This window comes from Stenotrophomonas maltophilia (assembly GCF_006970445.1).
GTDB lineage: Bacteria > Pseudomonadota > Gammaproteobacteria > Xanthomonadales > Xanthomonadaceae > Stenotrophomonas > Stenotrophomonas maltophilia_AU.
In genome coordinates this window covers 2,017,504-2,031,909 of record NZ_CP033877.1, presented here as the reverse complement: position 1 = coordinate 2,031,909, position 14,406 = coordinate 2,017,504, and the positions used below count along the sequence as shown (strand labels likewise).

General features: G+C 67.8%; 13 protein-coding genes. 5 read left to right on the top strand and 8 right to left on the bottom strand.

Annotation, left to right across the window (positions count from 1 at the left end):
* Positions 1-41 precede the first annotated feature (41 nt).
* The gene (yeiP, locus tag EGM71_RS09440; RefSeq protein WP_006363947.1) at positions 42-608 is read left to right on the top strand and encodes an elongation factor P-like protein YeiP; all 567 of its coding nucleotides are present in this window, start codon (positions 42-44) and stop codon (positions 606-608) included.
* Positions 598-1,143, top strand: coding sequence for a hypothetical protein (locus EGM71_RS09435; RefSeq protein WP_188489421.1), 546 nt, complete (start codon positions 598-600; stop codon positions 1,141-1,143). Before yeiP ends, EGM71_RS09435 begins: the two co-directional genes overlap by 11 nt.
* 47 nt (positions 1,144-1,190) lie before the next feature.
* Here EGM71_RS09435 and EGM71_RS09430 read toward each other — a convergent pair whose 3' ends face one another.
* The 4 genes from EGM71_RS09430 to EGM71_RS09415 all read right to left on the bottom strand — a co-directional run bounded on the left by EGM71_RS09430 (position 1,191) and on the right by EGM71_RS09415 (position 6,674).
* Complete coding sequence (locus tag EGM71_RS09430; RefSeq protein ID WP_188489419.1) at positions 1,191-1,883, bottom strand: COG3650 family protein; 693 nt, start codon at positions 1,881-1,883, stop codon at positions 1,191-1,193.
* Positions 1,884-1,966: 83 nt separating this feature from the next.
* Entirely contained in the window at positions 1,967-2,359 is a 393-nt protein-coding gene (locus tag EGM71_RS09425) for a nuclear transport factor 2 family protein (protein ID WP_188489416.1), read from the bottom strand.
* Entirely contained in the window at positions 2,340-5,489 is a 3,150-nt protein-coding gene (locus EGM71_RS09420) for a multidrug efflux RND transporter permease subunit (RefSeq protein ID WP_188489414.1), read from the bottom strand. The genes EGM71_RS09425 and EGM71_RS09420 overlap by 20 nt, the downstream gene beginning before the upstream one ends.
* A gap of 36 nt (positions 5,490-5,525) precedes the next feature.
* Positions 5,526-6,674: an efflux RND transporter periplasmic adaptor subunit gene (locus EGM71_RS09415; protein ID WP_188489412.1), complete on the bottom strand. Its 1,149-nt coding sequence runs from the start codon at positions 6,672-6,674 to the stop codon at positions 5,526-5,528.
* Between the two features lie 129 nt (positions 6,675-6,803).
* Here EGM71_RS09415 and EGM71_RS09410 point away from each other — a divergent pair, with 129 nt between their 5' ends.
* Together EGM71_RS09410 and EGM71_RS09405 are read left to right on the top strand one after the other, a co-directional pair.
* The gene (locus tag EGM71_RS09410) at positions 6,804-7,520 is read left to right on the top strand and encodes a response regulator (RefSeq protein WP_188489410.1); all 717 of its coding nucleotides are present in this window, start codon (positions 6,804-6,806) and stop codon (positions 7,518-7,520) included.
* Positions 7,520-8,596: an ATP-binding protein gene (locus tag EGM71_RS09405; RefSeq protein WP_188489408.1), complete on the top strand. Its 1,077-nt coding sequence runs from the start codon at positions 7,520-7,522 to the stop codon at positions 8,594-8,596. Before EGM71_RS09410 ends, EGM71_RS09405 begins: the two co-directional genes overlap by 1 nt.
* Here EGM71_RS09405 and EGM71_RS09400 read toward each other — a convergent pair.
* The 3 genes from EGM71_RS09400 to EGM71_RS09390 form a co-directional block, all read right to left on the bottom strand.
* Positions 8,574-10,427, bottom strand: a complete 1,854-nt coding sequence (locus EGM71_RS09400; RefSeq protein ID WP_430544077.1) for a DUF4105 domain-containing protein — start codon at positions 10,425-10,427, stop codon at positions 8,574-8,576. The two genes, EGM71_RS09405 and EGM71_RS09400, sit on opposite strands and share 23 nt — an antisense overlap.
* 10 nt (positions 10,428-10,437) lie before the next feature.
* Positions 10,438-10,737 (bottom strand): DUF2388 domain-containing protein, encoded by a 300-nt coding sequence (locus EGM71_RS09395; protein ID WP_188489404.1) that lies wholly within the window; start codon positions 10,735-10,737, stop codon positions 10,438-10,440.
* 62 nt (positions 10,738-10,799) lie between these two features.
* Positions 10,800-12,188 carry an FAD-binding oxidoreductase gene (locus tag EGM71_RS09390; protein ID WP_188489403.1) on the bottom strand — a complete coding sequence of 463 codons (1,389 nt, stop codon included), beginning with the start codon at positions 12,186-12,188 and terminating at the stop codon, positions 10,800-10,802.
* Between the two features lie 169 nt (positions 12,189-12,357).
* On the opposite strand from EGM71_RS09390, the gene serA reads away from it, so the two are divergent.
* Positions 12,358-13,599, top strand: a complete 1,242-nt coding sequence (serA, locus tag EGM71_RS09385) for a phosphoglycerate dehydrogenase (RefSeq protein ID WP_188489401.1) — start codon at positions 12,358-12,360, stop codon at positions 13,597-13,599.
* 82 nt (positions 13,600-13,681) lie between these two features.
* Here the strand turns inward: serA and EGM71_RS09380 are convergent, their stop codons facing one another.
* Positions 13,682-14,296 (bottom strand): NUDIX hydrolase, encoded by a 615-nt coding sequence (locus tag EGM71_RS09380; RefSeq protein ID WP_188489399.1) that lies wholly within the window; start codon positions 14,294-14,296, stop codon positions 13,682-13,684.
* Positions 14,297-14,406: the final 110 nt, after the last annotated feature.

The window sequence follows — 14,406 nt, the reverse complement described above, 5'->3', positions numbered from 1 at the left end:
GGGCGCCGGGACGGCGCCCTCCCCCAACGACCTAGATCACCATGAAAGCCAACGACATCAAGAAGGGCAACGTCGTCGAGTTCAACAACGGCGTGTACCAGATCCGCGACATCGAGCGCAGCTCGCCGCAGGGTCGCGGCGGCAACGTCCGCTTCCGCTTCATCATGTACAGCGTGCCGGGCGGCAACAAGCTCGACGCCAGCTTCGATGCCGACGACAACCTGGTCGAGGTCGAACTGCTGCGCCGCCAGTCCACCTATTCGTACAAGGACGGCGATGCCTTCGTGTTCCTCGATGACGAGGACTACACCCCCTACACTCTGGACGCGGACGTGATCGGCGACGACGCCGGCTACATCACCGACGGCCTGACCGGCATCTACGTGCAGGTGATCGACGAGCAGCCGGTCGCGATCCAGCTACCGGCCTCGGTGGTGCTGGAAGTGATCGAGACGCCGCCGGAACTGAAGGGCGGCACCGCCACCAAGCGCCCGAAGCCGGCCAAGCTCAACACCGGCATCGAGATCATGGTGCCGGAGTACATCGTCAACGGTGAGCGCGTGCTGGTGAACACCGCCACCGGCGAATTCGCTGGCCGTGCCGACTAAGCGCCTTGCGCTGATCGGCTGCCTGTCCCTGCTTGCGGCGTGCTCGCCGCAGGCAGCGGACAACGCTGCCGAGGCCACGCCGAAGGCCACGCCGGCCGGACCGGCGGTGACGGCCGCACCTGCGGTGCAGGCACCGGCCGCCGTCGAGGCCACCGCCGAAGCCGAGCCCGCTACCGACCTGCCCTCGGGCGATGAGGACCTGGACAAGGCACGTGCAGCCGCAGGCTGTCCGGTCCCAGGCGATGTGTACGACGTCGACGACGTGCGTATCTACTGCGCCATGCCGGGCGACGTGCAGGCCTTCCTCGCGCGCGAGAACACCTGCCAGCACTTTGCGGGTGAAGAGCCCTACGACGACGAGCGTCGCCGCGAACTGGAAGAAGCCGGCGCGAAGTACTGCGAGGGCCGCGAGAAGGTCTTCACCGATCTGGTCGCACGTCATCGCGGCGACTGCGCTGTCCGCGCAGCGCTGATCGGGATCAACAGCCGCTATGACCTGGACTTCGATCTCGACCTGAAGCCCTGCGGGGGCTGACCCCTCGATGATGTAGAGCCGAGCGTGGGCTCGGCCCTACAGGTGGCTTACGGCTGCTTCGCGCCGAAGTTGCCGCAGCCGTGGTACTGGCGGGTGCCGATGGTCAGGTTCACCTTGGCATCGAATGCCTCGCCACTCATGTCATCCTGGCAGGTGGTGCGCTGGAAGCTGAGCTTGACGTCGGTGCCATCGGACGCCTTGCCGCTCCATCCATCGGCACCTTCGGTGGGTTTGGCCACGTCGAAGCGGCGCTCGCCGTAATCGACTTCCACCTGCAGGCCCGGCGCATCGCCGTCAACGACTGCAAGCCAGCCGGGTTCATTGCCGGTGGCACGGAACGCGGCATTGCCGGCGCTGCCATCGCCTTCGGTGGCTTCCACCGCATGGCACTCGCGATCGGCCTCGCCCTTCAGGCTCAACAGGCCATCATCACTGCCCTTGGTCCAGAAACTGTTGCCCTGGCCATCGCCATACTTCGCGCCCGACGCCGCACGCTCGGAGGTCATGGCGAAGGTGCGTTCGCCAATCACCACCGTGGCCGCATCCTCGCCATTGAAGGTCGCGCGCACGCCCAGATCACCACACTGGTAGGCGGTCTCGTTGCCACCCACGGCGCTGGTGTTCGGCTGCGGCGTGGCAGGCGGGGTGTCATTGCCGCTCGCAACGGGTGCCTGTGCCGGCTGGCACGCGGCCAGCACCAACCCGAGGGAGGCTGCCAACAGACTGGGAACTACACGCATGGCTCGACTCCTTGTCGACACTACAGAGATCTTCGACCCTACCACCTGCCGGTGAGCGGGGCCTGAAAGCGGCCTGACCGCGCTCATGCGGCCAGCACCGCCATCGACAGCAACTGTGCGCCACTGTCGCCGGAACTGCAGGTCCAGACCCGCAACAGCCGCAGCTTCACCACGCGCTCCTGGTCCTGCTGCCACGCCGACAGCCACACGTCGCTGGACAGCAGCGCCAAGCGGCCACACAGCAGGGTTTCCACCGCGTGCAACTGCAGGTTCCGTACCTGCAGGCCACCGGCCAGCCAATCGCCCAGCCACGGCAGGTCGAGCATGCGGCCGCCATGGCCGTCCATCATGAACAAGGCCGGCGATACCAGCGCGGTCAGCGCATCGTGATCATTTTCCAGCAGCGCTGCGCACAGGCGCTGCTCCAGCGCCATCAACTGTTGCTCGTGCAGATCTTCAACGATGTTCCGTTCCATCCACGATTCCTTCCGGCATCGGCCGGCGCCTGCGCAGGCGCTGCGCGATCCACTGCCGCGCGCCCTGCACCACTACATAGAAGACCGGCACGAAGAACACTGCCAGCACGGTCGCACTGACCATGCCGCCGAACACACCGGTTCCGATCGCCTGCTGGGTTTCCTTCGACGCGCCCTGCGCCAGCATCAGCGGCACCACGCCCAGCGCGAATGCCAGCGAGGTCATCACGATCGGCCGCAGGCGCAGCCGCGCAGCTTCCAGCGCTGCTTCAACCAGGCCGCGACCCTGCTGCTGCAGCTGCCGCGCGAACTCGACGATGAGGATCGCGTTCTTCGCAGACAACCCGATCACGGTGATCATGCCGACCTTGAAGAACACGTCGTTGGGCATGCCGCGCAACAACACCGCGGCAACCGCACCGAGCAGGCCGAGTGGCACCACCAGCATCACCGCCAACGGAATCGACCAGCTCTCGTACAGCGCCGCCAGCACCAGGAACACCACCAGCATCGACAACAGCAGCAGCCACGGCGCCTGCGCCCCCGACTCACGCTCCTGCAGCGACTGGCTGGTCCACTGCAGGGCGAAGCCGGACGGCAGCTTCCCGGCCAGCCGCTCCATCTCCGCCATGGCCTGGCCAGTCGACACGCCGGAGGCTGGTGCGCCGGACAGGTTCAGCGCCGGGAAGCCGAGATAGCGCTGCAGCTGCAGTGGCGCCTCGGTCCAGTGCGGGGTGACCAGCTCGGACAGCGCCACCATGCCGCCTTCGCTGTTGCGCACGTACAGCTTCAGCACATCCTCGAGCTCCATCCGGTACGGCGCATCGGCCTGCAGGATCACCTGCTGCAGCCGGCCCTTGTTGGGGAAATCGTTGACGTACTGCGAGCCCATCGCCGCCGACAACGTGCTGCTGATGTGCTCGAAGCCCACGCCCATCGCCTCGGCCTTGGCCCGGTCGATGTCCAGCCGCACGCTGGTGCCGGCCGGCAGGCCATCGGCATGCACCTCGGACAGCAGCGGGCTGGCCTCGGCCAGCTTCAGCAGCTGCTGCAGGGCCGCGCGCAGTTCGGCCTGGCCCTGCCCGGTACGCGCCTGCAGCGCCAGCGAGAAACCGGAAGAACGGCCCAGGCTGTCGATGGCCGGCGGCATCACGCTCATCACCTCGCCCTCGGCAACCGTGGCCATCGCCTTCTGCGCTGCCTCCACCTCACCGGCCGCAGTGGCACCTGCGCGCTCACCCCAGTCCTTCAGCATGGTGTAGGTCAGCGCCGCACTCGGGCCGGAACCGGAGAAGCTGTAGCCGAGGATCGCCTGGTTGGAACCGATGCCCGGGCGTGAGGCCACGTGCCGCTCGTACGCTTCCACCACCGCCAGCGTGCGTTCGGCGGTGGCTTCGGCCGGCAGCTGGATCGAGGTCATGAAGTACCCCTGGTCCTCCTCCGGCAGGAACGCGCCCGGCAGCCAGTGCAGGCCCAGCAGCAGCGCCGCCACCAGCGCGGCGAACACGCCCATCACCCGCCCGCTCCGCTGCAGCACCGACGCCACACCACGCTGGTAGCGTCCGGTCATTCTCTCGAAGCGCCGGTTGAAGGCGCCGAACAGTCCGCCACGACCGTGATGGCCGTGGGTGTTCGGGCGCAGCAGGGTCGCGCACAGCGCCGGGGTCAGGCTCAAGGCCAGCAGCGCCGAGAACAGGATCGACACCGCCATCGCCACGGTGAACTGGCGGTAGATCGCGCCCACCGAACCGCTGGCCAGCGCCATCGGAATGAACACTGCGGTCAGCACCAGGGTGATGCCGATCACCGCACCGGTCAGTTCGCGCATGGCCTTGATGGTGGCCTCGCGCGGCGGCAGGCCCTCCTCGGCCATGATCCGTTCCACGCCTTCGACCACCACGATCGCGTCATCGACGATGATGCCGATCGCCAGCACCATGCCAAACATGGTCAGCACGTTGATCGAGAAGCCCAGCGCCAGCATCACCGCGAAGGTACCCAGCAGCGCGATCGGTGCGACCAACGCCGGAATCAGCGTGTAGCGCCAGTTCTGCAGGAACAGGTACATCACCGCGAACACCAGCAGCATCGCCTCCAGCAGCGTCTGCACCACCTTCTGGATCGAGATCTTCACGAACGGCGCGGTGTCGAACGGGATGCTCGCTTCCACCCCACGCGGCAGCAGCGGCGCCAGCTCGGCCATGCGTTCGCGCACCGCCGCAGCGGTACGCACCGCGTTCGCGCCCGGGCGCAGCTGCACGCCGGCGGCGGTGGCCGGATGGCCGTCCTCGCGGGTGCCCCAGGCATAGCTCTGCGCGCCCAGTTCAACCCGAGCGACATCGCCCAGCACCACCCGTGATCCATCGGCACCGGCACGCAGCACGATGGCAGCGAACTGTTCCGGTGTGGACAACTGGCCGTCCGCGCTCAGCGGCACAGTAATGCGCTGACCCGGCACGCCGGGCGAATCACCGATGCGCCCCGGCGAGATCTCCAGGTTCTGCTGCTCGATGGCGGCGGCCACGTCACCCATGGTCAGGCCGTAGCCGGTCAACCGGGTCGGGTCCAGCCACACGCGCATCGCCTGCTCGGCACCGAACAACTGCACGCGGCCGACGCCATCGATGCGGCGCAGCTCCTCGATGATGTTGCGCGCCATGAAGTCGCCCAGTGCCGCCTCGCTGACGCTGGCGTCCGGAGAACGCAGGCCGACCAGCATCAGGAAACCGGAATCGGCGGCCTCGACGAACAGGCCGTTCTGGCGCACGCTGCGCGGCAGCCGTGGTTCGATCGCCTTGATCCGGTTCTGTACATCCACCTGCGCCAGCTCCGGATTGGTGCCGGGCTTGAAGGTGGCGGTGATCGAGGCTTCGCCGGAGGTGTCCACCGACGACTCGAAGTACAGCAGGTGCTTGACGCTGGACAGCTCGCGCTCGATCAGGCCGACCACCGCATCATTCAAGGTCTGTGGGCTGGCACCCGGGTAGCTGGCATAGATGCTGACGCTGGGCGGCGCGACCGCCGGATAGCGCTCCACGGCCAAGCGCGGAATCGCCAGCACGCCGGCCAGGATGATGAAGATCGCCAGCACCCAGGCGAACACCGGGCGATCGATGAAGAAACGTGCCATGTTGGATTTTCCTGGAGGGGCTGGCCCGGGAAAGGCTCAGCCCTTGCTGCCGGCCTGCACCGCACCGGCGCTGGCGACCGGCTTCTGCCAGTCGCGCGCATCGACCACCACGCCTTCCTGCAGGCGCTCCTGGCCCTCGACCACCACCTTCTCGCCGGCCTTCAGGCCCGTGCGCACCAGCCACTGGCGATCGACACTGCCGTCCACTTCCAGCGTGCGGATCACCGCCTTGCCGTCGGCGCCGATCACCCAGGCATAGGCCTGGCCACCGGCGCTGCGCAGCACCGCCTGCTGTGGCACGGTCAATGCGCTGGCGGGCGCGCCACGTGGCACCCTCGCACGCACATACATGCCGGGCAGCAGCTGCCGCTGCGGGTTGTCGACCAGGATGCGCAGGATCACATCACCGGTTCGCGCATCGACGTTGATGCCGGAGAACAGCAGCTGGCCGCGCTCAGGCAGCGGTTTGCCGGCGGCGCCGATGATCGTCACCGGCAGCTCGCCACCACCGGCGGCACTGCGCTGCAGCGACTCCAGCTGCGCCGCCGGTTGGCGCACGTCAACGTAGACCTGATCGATCTGCTGCACCACCGCCATCGGCTCGGCATCGGCTACGCCCACCAGCGCACCTTCGGTCACCAGTGCCTGGTCGATACGGCCGGCAATCGGTGCACTGACCGTCGCATAACGCAGGTCGAGCTGGCGACGGGACAGGATCGCGCGCGCTTCGTTCACTGCGGCACGGGCCTGCTCGTATTCGGCGCTGGCGTCGTCGCGATGCTGCTGGCTGACCGCCTGCGCGGCGGCCAGCGCATGCAGGCGCTGCGATTGCACGCGGCTGCGGCCCAGCGCGGCCTCGCTGCGCTGCAGGGCAGCCAGTGCCGAATCGACGTCGGCCCGGAACGCGGCCGGGTCGATCTGGAACAGGGCCTGGCCGGCACTGACTTCCGCCCCCTGCTCGAACAGGCGGCGCTGCACGATGCCGCCCACCTGGGCGCGGATCTGCGCGGTACGCACCGCAGAGACGCGCCCTGGCAGTTCATCATCGCGCTGCACCACCTGCGGGCCCACGCTGATCACGCTGACACGCGGTACCGCTTCGGGAGTGGCTTCGGGGGAGGAGCAGGCCGTCATGGCCAAGGCGAGGGCCGCGATCAACGCGACCGGAGTCCTGAAGGTTCTCATTGCTGTGCACAATGCCGCGCAGGCGGCGGATAGGTTCTGAAGCGCGCAGTGTGCGTGGCGATGATGGGGTTTCGATGGAGGAAGTGTGGAGATACGATGGAGGCAAGCACCTTAAGGCCCCGCCCCTGCATGCATGCCTCCCCTGCCCTCGCCGCCCTCGTCCTGATCGTCGAGGATGAGGCCGAGATCGCCGACATTCTCAGCGCCTACCTGGAACGCGAAGGACTGCGCACGCTGCGCGCCGGCGACGGTCACAGCGCACTGGACCTGCATCGCAGCGCCCGCCCCGACCTGGTCCTGCTCGATGTGCAGCTGCCCCGACTGGACGGCTGGAGCGTGCTGACCCAGCTGCGCCAGCGCGGCGAGACGCCGGTGATCATGCTGACCGCGCTGGACCAGGACCTGGACAAACTGACCGCGCTGCGGATGGGCGCCGATGACTACGTGGTCAAGCCGTTCAACCCGGCCGAGGTGGCTGCGCGCGTGCGCGCCGTGCTGCGGCGTACGCTGCGCGCCTCGCGCGTGGACGCGCCCACCGCGCTGCGCGTCGGCCCGCTGCTGATCGACTCGGCGACCCACGCCGTGCATGTGGAAGGCGAGGGATACAGCCACGAAGTACTGCTCACCCTCACCGAGTTCAAGCTGCTTCACTGCATGGCGCTGGCGCCGACCCGCATCTTCAGCCGCAGCGAACTGATGCACGAATGCCTGCCGGAAAGCGAAGCGCTGGAGCGCACCGTCGACAGCCACGTCAGCAAGCTGCGCCGCAAGCTGGACGAAGTGGGCATGGTCAACGTGCCGGCCAGTGTGCGCGGCGTCGGCTACCGGTTGATGGCCGACCGCTGATGGCCCGCCTGCGCCGCTCCGGGCTCAGCCGCCACATCATCGTCTCGATGTCGCTGATGGTGATCGGTGTCATCGTGATGATGATCCTGTCGTCGTGGCTGCTGTATGCGGTGCTGGTCGAGTTCTTCCCCGGGAGTACCGAAGAGCCGGAAAGCTGGCTGCCGACCGGGCCGGAACTGGCATGGATGGTGGGCGTGATCCTGACCGGCCTGGCGCTGGCCATCGCCGCCTCGTTCCGTCTTGCCCACCGCATCCTCTCGCCCTTGAATTCGCTGGTGGACAGCGTGCGTGCGCTGGCCGGCGGTGACCTTGGCGCACGCGCCAGCGTCGAGGAGAACTCGCCGGGCGAAGTGGCGACCCTGGTCGAGGACTTCAATGCGATGGCGCGCCGCCTGCAGCACATGGAGAGCGAGCGCGCGATGTGGCACGCGGCCATCGCCCATGAACTGCGCACTCCGGTGACGATCCTGCGCGGCCGCCTGCAGGGACTGGCCGAGGGCGTGTTCCATCCGGACGAATCGCAGTTCCGCAGCCTGCTTGCCCAGGTTGAAGGGCTGTCTCGCCTGATTGAAGATCTGCGCGTGCTGAGCCTGTCCGACAATGCACGGCTGGACGTGCGTCGCGCGCGCACCGACGTGGTAGCCGAGGTGCATTCGGTGATGACCCTGGTCGACCCGCAGTTCCGCGCTGCAGGCTTCGTGCTGGAGCTGGAAACCAGCCGCGAAGAACACAACGCGCACTGTGATCCCACGCGCCTGCGCCAGGCATTGCTGGCATTGCTGGAAAACGCGCGTCGCTATGCCAGCCCGGGCAAGGTGCGGATCGCCGTGCATGACACGCCGGGCCATGTGCAGGTGGCGATCGAGGACGAAGGTCCGGGCATTGATCCCGAACTGCATGCCGACATCTTCACTCCGTTCATGCGCGCCGACGGCTCACGTTCGCGCCAGGGCGGTGGCAGTGGGCTCGGCCTGGCGGTAGTCAAGGCCATCGCCGATGCACACGGTGGCCGTGTCTACTGCACGCCCGGCAGCGCCGGGGGCAGCCGCTTCGTCATCGAACTGCCGCGCCAATAGCCGGATTGGCTGCCTGCGTGCGCAGGTGTGCACCCAGTGCGGCCAGATTGGCCTCGATCGCATCCATGTCCTCGCGCTGCTTCGCCGGCAACTGCTGGCGAAGCTGCACACGCAATGACTGCCATGCCGGGACCGCCTGCGCACTGGCAGTGGCCACGGCCTCGGACAGCAGCGCCTGCTCGTCGCCCAGCGGCAATCCATAACCGCCGTCCTGCAGCAGCGTCCCCGGGCGCAGCCACTGCCCACTCTGTTCCAGCAGGCTGCGCAGGCTGCGGGTTTCCGAGCTGTCCGGCGCAGCCAGCAGTTGCCGCTTGAGCACGTCACGCGCGCGCAGCTCGGCACGCCGCTGTGCGGCCTGTTCCAGCAGCAGCAGGCCGGCGCTGGCGCGCAGGTCGCCCTTCAGCAGCCACGGCGCCCGTTGCCGTGCAGGCAGCTTCAACCAGCCGCGCACATCACGGGCGGGCAAGGCCAGCTGCCCCGCCGCCACCGCGAACAACTGCTGGTAGTGGTCGCGCGCCGAAGCAAAGTAATACCCCTGCGCCTGCGCTGCATTGCGGTCCGTCAGCACCCCCTCGTCGAGCGCGTCCAGCCGCACCAGTCGCCGCTTCAGCCCGCGCGGGCTCAGCTGGGCGAGGCCAGCCTCGCCCAGTCGCGGCACGCCCGCCTGCAGCAGCTTGGCGGTTTCCACCGCGCAGTTGTTGCTGACGAAGTAATAGCGCCCGTCATAGCTCCAGTGCACCTGTGCGGTGCGCTCGAGCAGGCTGGCGATCTCGTCGCGTTGCAGCCGCAACGGCAGCGACTGCAACCCGCGCAGTTCAACCTTGGTGTATTCGTCTACCACCTGCTGCAGCGGCAGCACGAACAGGCGCGACGGGTAGCCGCCGGTGAGGCCACGCCAATTGGATATCTGCACGTCGCCCACGAACGCGCGGAACGACAGTACGCGGTGATACTCCAGATCCAGGCGACAGTCCGGCCCCGGCGCGCGGCCCGGCCTGCAGATCACCAGCCGCAGCATGCTGTGGCCCCAGCGGCTCATCGGCTGTGCGCTGCCTTCGGCGAACAGATAGTCCACGGCGTAAACGCGGGAAGGGTCGAGCTGCAGCAGCGATGCCGCCCCCTCTTCCGATTCGGCCTGCAGCAACGGCAGCGCCGCCGCACACTGCGGATGCGGCAGCGAGGGCGGCGCTCCAAGGTGGGCCTGGTACCACTGCGCCAACGCCGGGCGCCGGCAGGCGAACTCAGCGTCCAGCACGAAATGCTCGGCGTTCACCGCCAGGTACTCGGCCGGATCCTTCAGTTCATAGGCATCCGGGCTGCGGTCACGGAAGGCGTTGTCGCCGCGGCCGAGATGCCACGGCTTGCGCTGCCACCCCGCCAGATCACGCCAGCGTGCACTGCGCGACCAGTTCGCGCCGCCGCGGTCGGCAACGTGGGTGAGCTCGTGCACCAATGCGCTGCGCCGCGCGCGGCGTGCACCCGCCACCCCGTCGTCCAGCAGGTCGCGGCGCAGCGCAATGCGTCCGCCGAAGGCACGGCCATGTACATCAGGTGGCAGGGTGTCACTCCAGCTCACCTGGACCTGCGCCGGCAATGCGCGCAGCAGGCCCTCGGGCAGCAGCGACTGCACGTCGGCCAGGGTCTGGCTGGCCAGCAGCTGCTGTGCCGGATCGAGACCGGAAGGGTCGAGCTGCAGGCGATCAGCCGCGTGCGCGACGTGGGCGATCAGCAGTAGAGCCACGCCATGCGCGGCTGTTGTGATCGCCCGTCTGCGCTTGGCATCCAGCCGAGCATGGCCCGGCTCTACAGAAAGCGATGACGCCGAGGTCATGCAGCCCGGATCAACGTGCCAGCAGCGTACGGGCCAGTTCCAGGTCGCTCTGCTGCTGTGCGGCGGCGCTCTGCTCACGCAGGTGGACCAGCGCGGCCTGCAGGCGGGCGCCACGGATCTGGCCATCGCTGGCAACGAATGCAGCCGCATCATCGCGCGCAGCCTGCACCACCTTGTCGTCACCCGAGCTGCTGCCCGAGGAACCGGAGGAGGCACCGGTCGCCGAACCGGCCGAGGTGCCAGCGAAGCTGGAAGCGAAGCCGGCCAGCGGCAGGGACAGCAGGGCGAGCAGCAGAAGCGGACGGGTCATCGGTTCGAAGCCGGTTGTGAGGAAGCGTGGAGCGTAACGGGTGCGTGAAGGATTTGCCCGGCTCAAACGTCGAACAGCTTGCCGGGATTCAGCCGCGCTTGGGGATCGAACGCGCGTTTGACCGCCTTCATCAGGGCGATCTCGGCCGGGCCGCGGGTGCTGTCCAGGTAGCCCTTCTTGACCAGGCCGATGCCATGCTCGGCCGAGATGCTGCCGTCGAAGCGCGCAAGCACCTGCGCCAGCAGCTTGGTGACGTGCTCGCACTGCGCCACGAAATCGGCGTCGCTGGTGTCATCGGGCTTGAGCACGTTGATGTGCAGGTTGCCGTCGCCGATGTGGCCAAACCAGACCACGTCGAAGTGCGGGTAGGCCTGCCCGATCAGAGCCTGGGTCTCCGCCAGGAACGCCGGCATCGCCGAGATCCGCACCGAGACGTCATTCTTGTAGGGCTTGTAGCGCGCCAGCGATTCGGTGATGCCTTCGCGCAGGCGCCACAACTGGGCCGCCTGGGCATCGCTGGCGCTGATCACGCCGTCGCTCACCCAGCCGTTGCCCATGCAGTCTTCAAAGGCGGCCATCGCCGCCGCTTCCTGCGCCTCGTCGTTGGCAGCGAACTCGGTGACCACGTAATACGGGTGCACCTCGTCGAACGGCGCCTGCGCACCGTGCGCCAGCACATGTTCCAGCGCGCGGTCGGTGAAGAACTCAAAGGCCTGCAGCTGCAGGCGCGCGCGGAACGCGGCAAACACCTGCATCAGCACTTCGAAGCTGGGCAGTGCCAGCAACATCACGTTGCTGGCCGGCGGCGGGTCGGTCAGCTTCACCGTGGCTTCGACAATCACACCCAGCGTGCCCTCCGAGCCGATCAGCAGCTGGCGGAAGTCATAGCCGCTGGAGTTCTTGATCAGGCCCTTGTTGAGCTCCAGCAGCTCGCCGCTGGCGGTGACCACCTTCAGCCCGGCGATCCACTCGCGGGTGTTGCCGTAGCGGATCACGCGGATGCCACCGGCATTGGTCGCGATGTTGCCGCCGATCGTGCACGACCCGCGCGCGGCGAAATCCACCGGGTAGATCAGGCCGTGGTCCAGCGCGGCGTTGTGCACGGCCTCCAGCGGCATGCCGGCCTGCACTACCAGGGTGCGATCGACCGCGTCGTAGGCCAGCGCCTTGTTCATCCGTTCCAGGCTGAGCACCAGCTCGCCGTTGGCGGCCACCGCGCCACCCGAGAGGCCGGTGCGGCCGCCGGACGGCACCACGGCCACGCCCCCGCCTGCGCTCCAGCGCATCACCGCCTGCACCTCCTCGACCGTGGCCGGCAGTGCGATCGCCAGCGGCGCCGGTGTCCAGCGCCGGGTCCAGTCGCGCCCATAATGCTCCAGGTCGGCCGGGTCGGTCTTCAGCTTCAGGCCGGGACAGGCCTGCTGCAGCGAGGCAATGCGGGAATCAGTCATGACGGTCCAGCGCGGTGCGTGAAGAACGGGCAAGCGTGCCAGCGGCACGCGCCAGCGTCCAGCCCCGCAGGCGGGTAGATAGCTACGGATGCAACCAATTGCGCACTGCACCATCGGCGGTCCGATCTGGCATAGTGGTCAGCCCCTGTCCCACTGGCCGTGTTGCCCCATGTCGCCGAAGAAGACCTCGTTCCCGAAGCAGGATATCCGCGTGCTGTTGCTGGAGGGGGTCAGCCAGACCGCCGTGGAGGTGTTCAGCGCCGCCGGCTACAGCCAGATCGAGGCGCACACCAAGGCGCTGCCCGAGGACGAACTGAAGGCGCGCATCGCCGAGGCACACATCGTCGGCATCCGTTCGCGCACCCAGCTCAGCGCCGAGGTGCTGGCCGAGGCCAAGCGCCTGATCGCGGTGGGCTGCTTCTGCATCGGCACCAACCAGGTCGACCTGGATGCAGCCGAACTGGCTGGCATCCCGGTGTTCAACGCGCCCTACTCCAACACGCGCAGCGTGGCCGAGCTGGTGATCGCCGAGGCGATCATGCTGACCCGCGGCATCCCGCAGAAGAACGCCGAATGCCATCGCGGCGGCTGGTCGAAGTCGGCCAGCGGCAGCCATGAAGTGCGTGGCAAGACGCTGGGCATCATCGGCTACGGCCACATCGGCACCCAGGTCGGCGTGCTGGCCGAATCGCTGGGCATGCAGGTGATCTTCCACGACGTGGAAACCAAGCTGGCACTGGGCAATGCCCGCGCCGCAGCCAGCCTGGACGACCTGCTGGCACGCGCCGACATCGTCACCCTGCACGTACCGGAGACACCGGCCACGCAGTGGATGATCGGCAGCACCGAGCTGGCGAAGATGCGCAAGGGCGCGCACCTGATCAACGCCGCGCGCGGCACCGTGGTCGACATCGATGCGCTGGACGCGGCCCTGGCCAGCGGTCACGTCGGTGGCGCCGCACTGGACGTGTTCCCGGTCGAGCCGAAGGGCAACGGCGATATCTTCGAATCGCCGCTGACCCGCCACGACAACGTGATCCTGACCCCGCACGTGGGCGGCAGCACGCTGGAAGCGCAGGACAACATCGGCGTGGAAGTGGCGGCCAAGCTGGTGCGCTACAGCGACAACGGCAGCACCCTGTCGGCGGTCAACTTCCCGGAAGTGACCCTGCCCGAGCACGCCGACAGCCTGCGCCTGCTGCACATCCACCAGAACGTGCCGGGCGTGCTGTCCAAGGTCAACGAGATCTTCTCGCGCCACAACGTCAACATCGACGGCCAGTTCCTGCGCACCGACCCGAAGGTGGGCTACGTGGTGATCGACATCACCGCCAGCGAGGAACAGGCCGCCGCCGTGCGCGACGAGCTGGCCGCGATTGCGGGCACGCTGCGCACGCGCATCCTGTACTGAGCCAAAAAAGGGGACGGAGGGGATTAAGTCGTTTGCGGCACATGCGGCATAAACGACTTAATCCCCTCCGTCCCCTTTTTCCTCAACGTGCCAGCCAGCGACGGGCCATGCGCTGCATCGATTCGTCCGATTCCGGGTCGGCCGCGACTTCGGTCACCGGCCGCCAGGCCAGCTCCAGCGATTCCTCGCTGAGCACGAAGGCCTCGCCACCCAGCGCCCGGATCACGAAACGCACGTCGTAGTGCCAGTGCCCCGGCACGTCCTTGCGCTCCGGAATCCAATGCTTGTCCAGATCGAAGATGGCCGGGTCTTCCAGTACCAGGCCGCTCAGGCCCGACTCCTCTTCGGCTTCCTTCAGCGCCACCTGGGCCAGGTCGCGGTCGCCGTCGGCGTGGCCGCCCAACTGCAGCCAGCGCTGGAGCTTGCGGTGATGGGTCAGCAGCAGGCGCTGGCCATCGGCACTGACCAGCCAGCAGCTGGCGGTGAAGTGGCCGGCCAGCCGCTCACGCCGGAACGGATCTTCCGGATCGTCCAGCAATGTGCCGAATTCGGCAGCCAGTGCGTCGTGGGCGGGCTCACGGCGGGCGTAGTCCCGCAGCAGGTCGCGCAGGCGATCGTCAAGCACGGCAAGGGTTTCGGCGGTCTGGCGCATGAATGGGGGCGGTCTGGAAAAATACTGCTCATTATCGCCGTTCATTGTTGCGATTGCGCTTGTGCGTTGGCTTCAGCTTTGGCTAAGGTACAGCGGGCCGTTCGCGCGGCCTTCACCATTCCAGGGTTGCCGGCAACGTATCGGCGGCCCACCCA

What these genes read in the sequence shown, in the direction of transcription:
- EGM71_RS09380 (WP_188489399.1), bottom strand. Translation starts at nt 14,296, where the DNA reads ATGAACGGCGATAATGAGCAGTATTTTTCCAGACCGCCCCCATTCATG.
- EGM71_RS09425 (WP_188489416.1), bottom strand. Translation starts at nt 2,359, where the DNA reads ATGGAACGGAACATCGTTGAAGATCTGCACGAGCAACAGTTGATGGCG.
- EGM71_RS09390 (WP_188489403.1), bottom strand. Translation starts at nt 12,188, where the DNA reads ATGACTGATTCCCGCATTGCCTCGCTGCAGCAGGCCTGTCCCGGCCTG.
- EGM71_RS09395 (WP_188489404.1), bottom strand. Translation starts at nt 10,737, where the DNA reads ATGACCCGTCCGCTTCTGCTGCTCGCCCTGCTGTCCCTGCCGCTGGCC.
- EGM71_RS09400 (WP_430544077.1), bottom strand. Translation starts at nt 10,427, where the DNA reads ATGACCTCGGCGTCATCGCTTTCTGTAGAGCCGGGCCATGCTCGGCTG.
- serA (WP_188489401.1), top strand. Translation starts at nt 12,358, where the DNA reads ATGTCGCCGAAGAAGACCTCGTTCCCGAAGCAGGATATCCGCGTGCTG.
- EGM71_RS09430 (WP_188489419.1), bottom strand. Translation starts at nt 1,883, where the DNA reads ATGCGTGTAGTTCCCAGTCTGTTGGCAGCCTCCCTCGGGTTGGTGCTG.
- EGM71_RS09420 (WP_188489414.1), bottom strand. Translation starts at nt 5,489, where the DNA reads ATGGCACGTTTCTTCATCGATCGCCCGGTGTTCGCCTGGGTGCTGGCG.
- EGM71_RS09410 (WP_188489410.1), top strand. Translation starts at nt 6,804, where the DNA reads ATGCATGCCTCCCCTGCCCTCGCCGCCCTCGTCCTGATCGTCGAGGAT.
- yeiP (WP_006363947.1), top strand. Translation starts at nt 42, where the DNA reads ATGAAAGCCAACGACATCAAGAAGGGCAACGTCGTCGAGTTCAACAAC.
- EGM71_RS09415 (WP_188489412.1), bottom strand. Translation starts at nt 6,674, where the DNA reads ATGAGAACCTTCAGGACTCCGGTCGCGTTGATCGCGGCCCTCGCCTTG.
- EGM71_RS09405 (WP_188489408.1), top strand. Translation starts at nt 7,520, where the DNA reads ATGGCCCGCCTGCGCCGCTCCGGGCTCAGCCGCCACATCATCGTCTCG.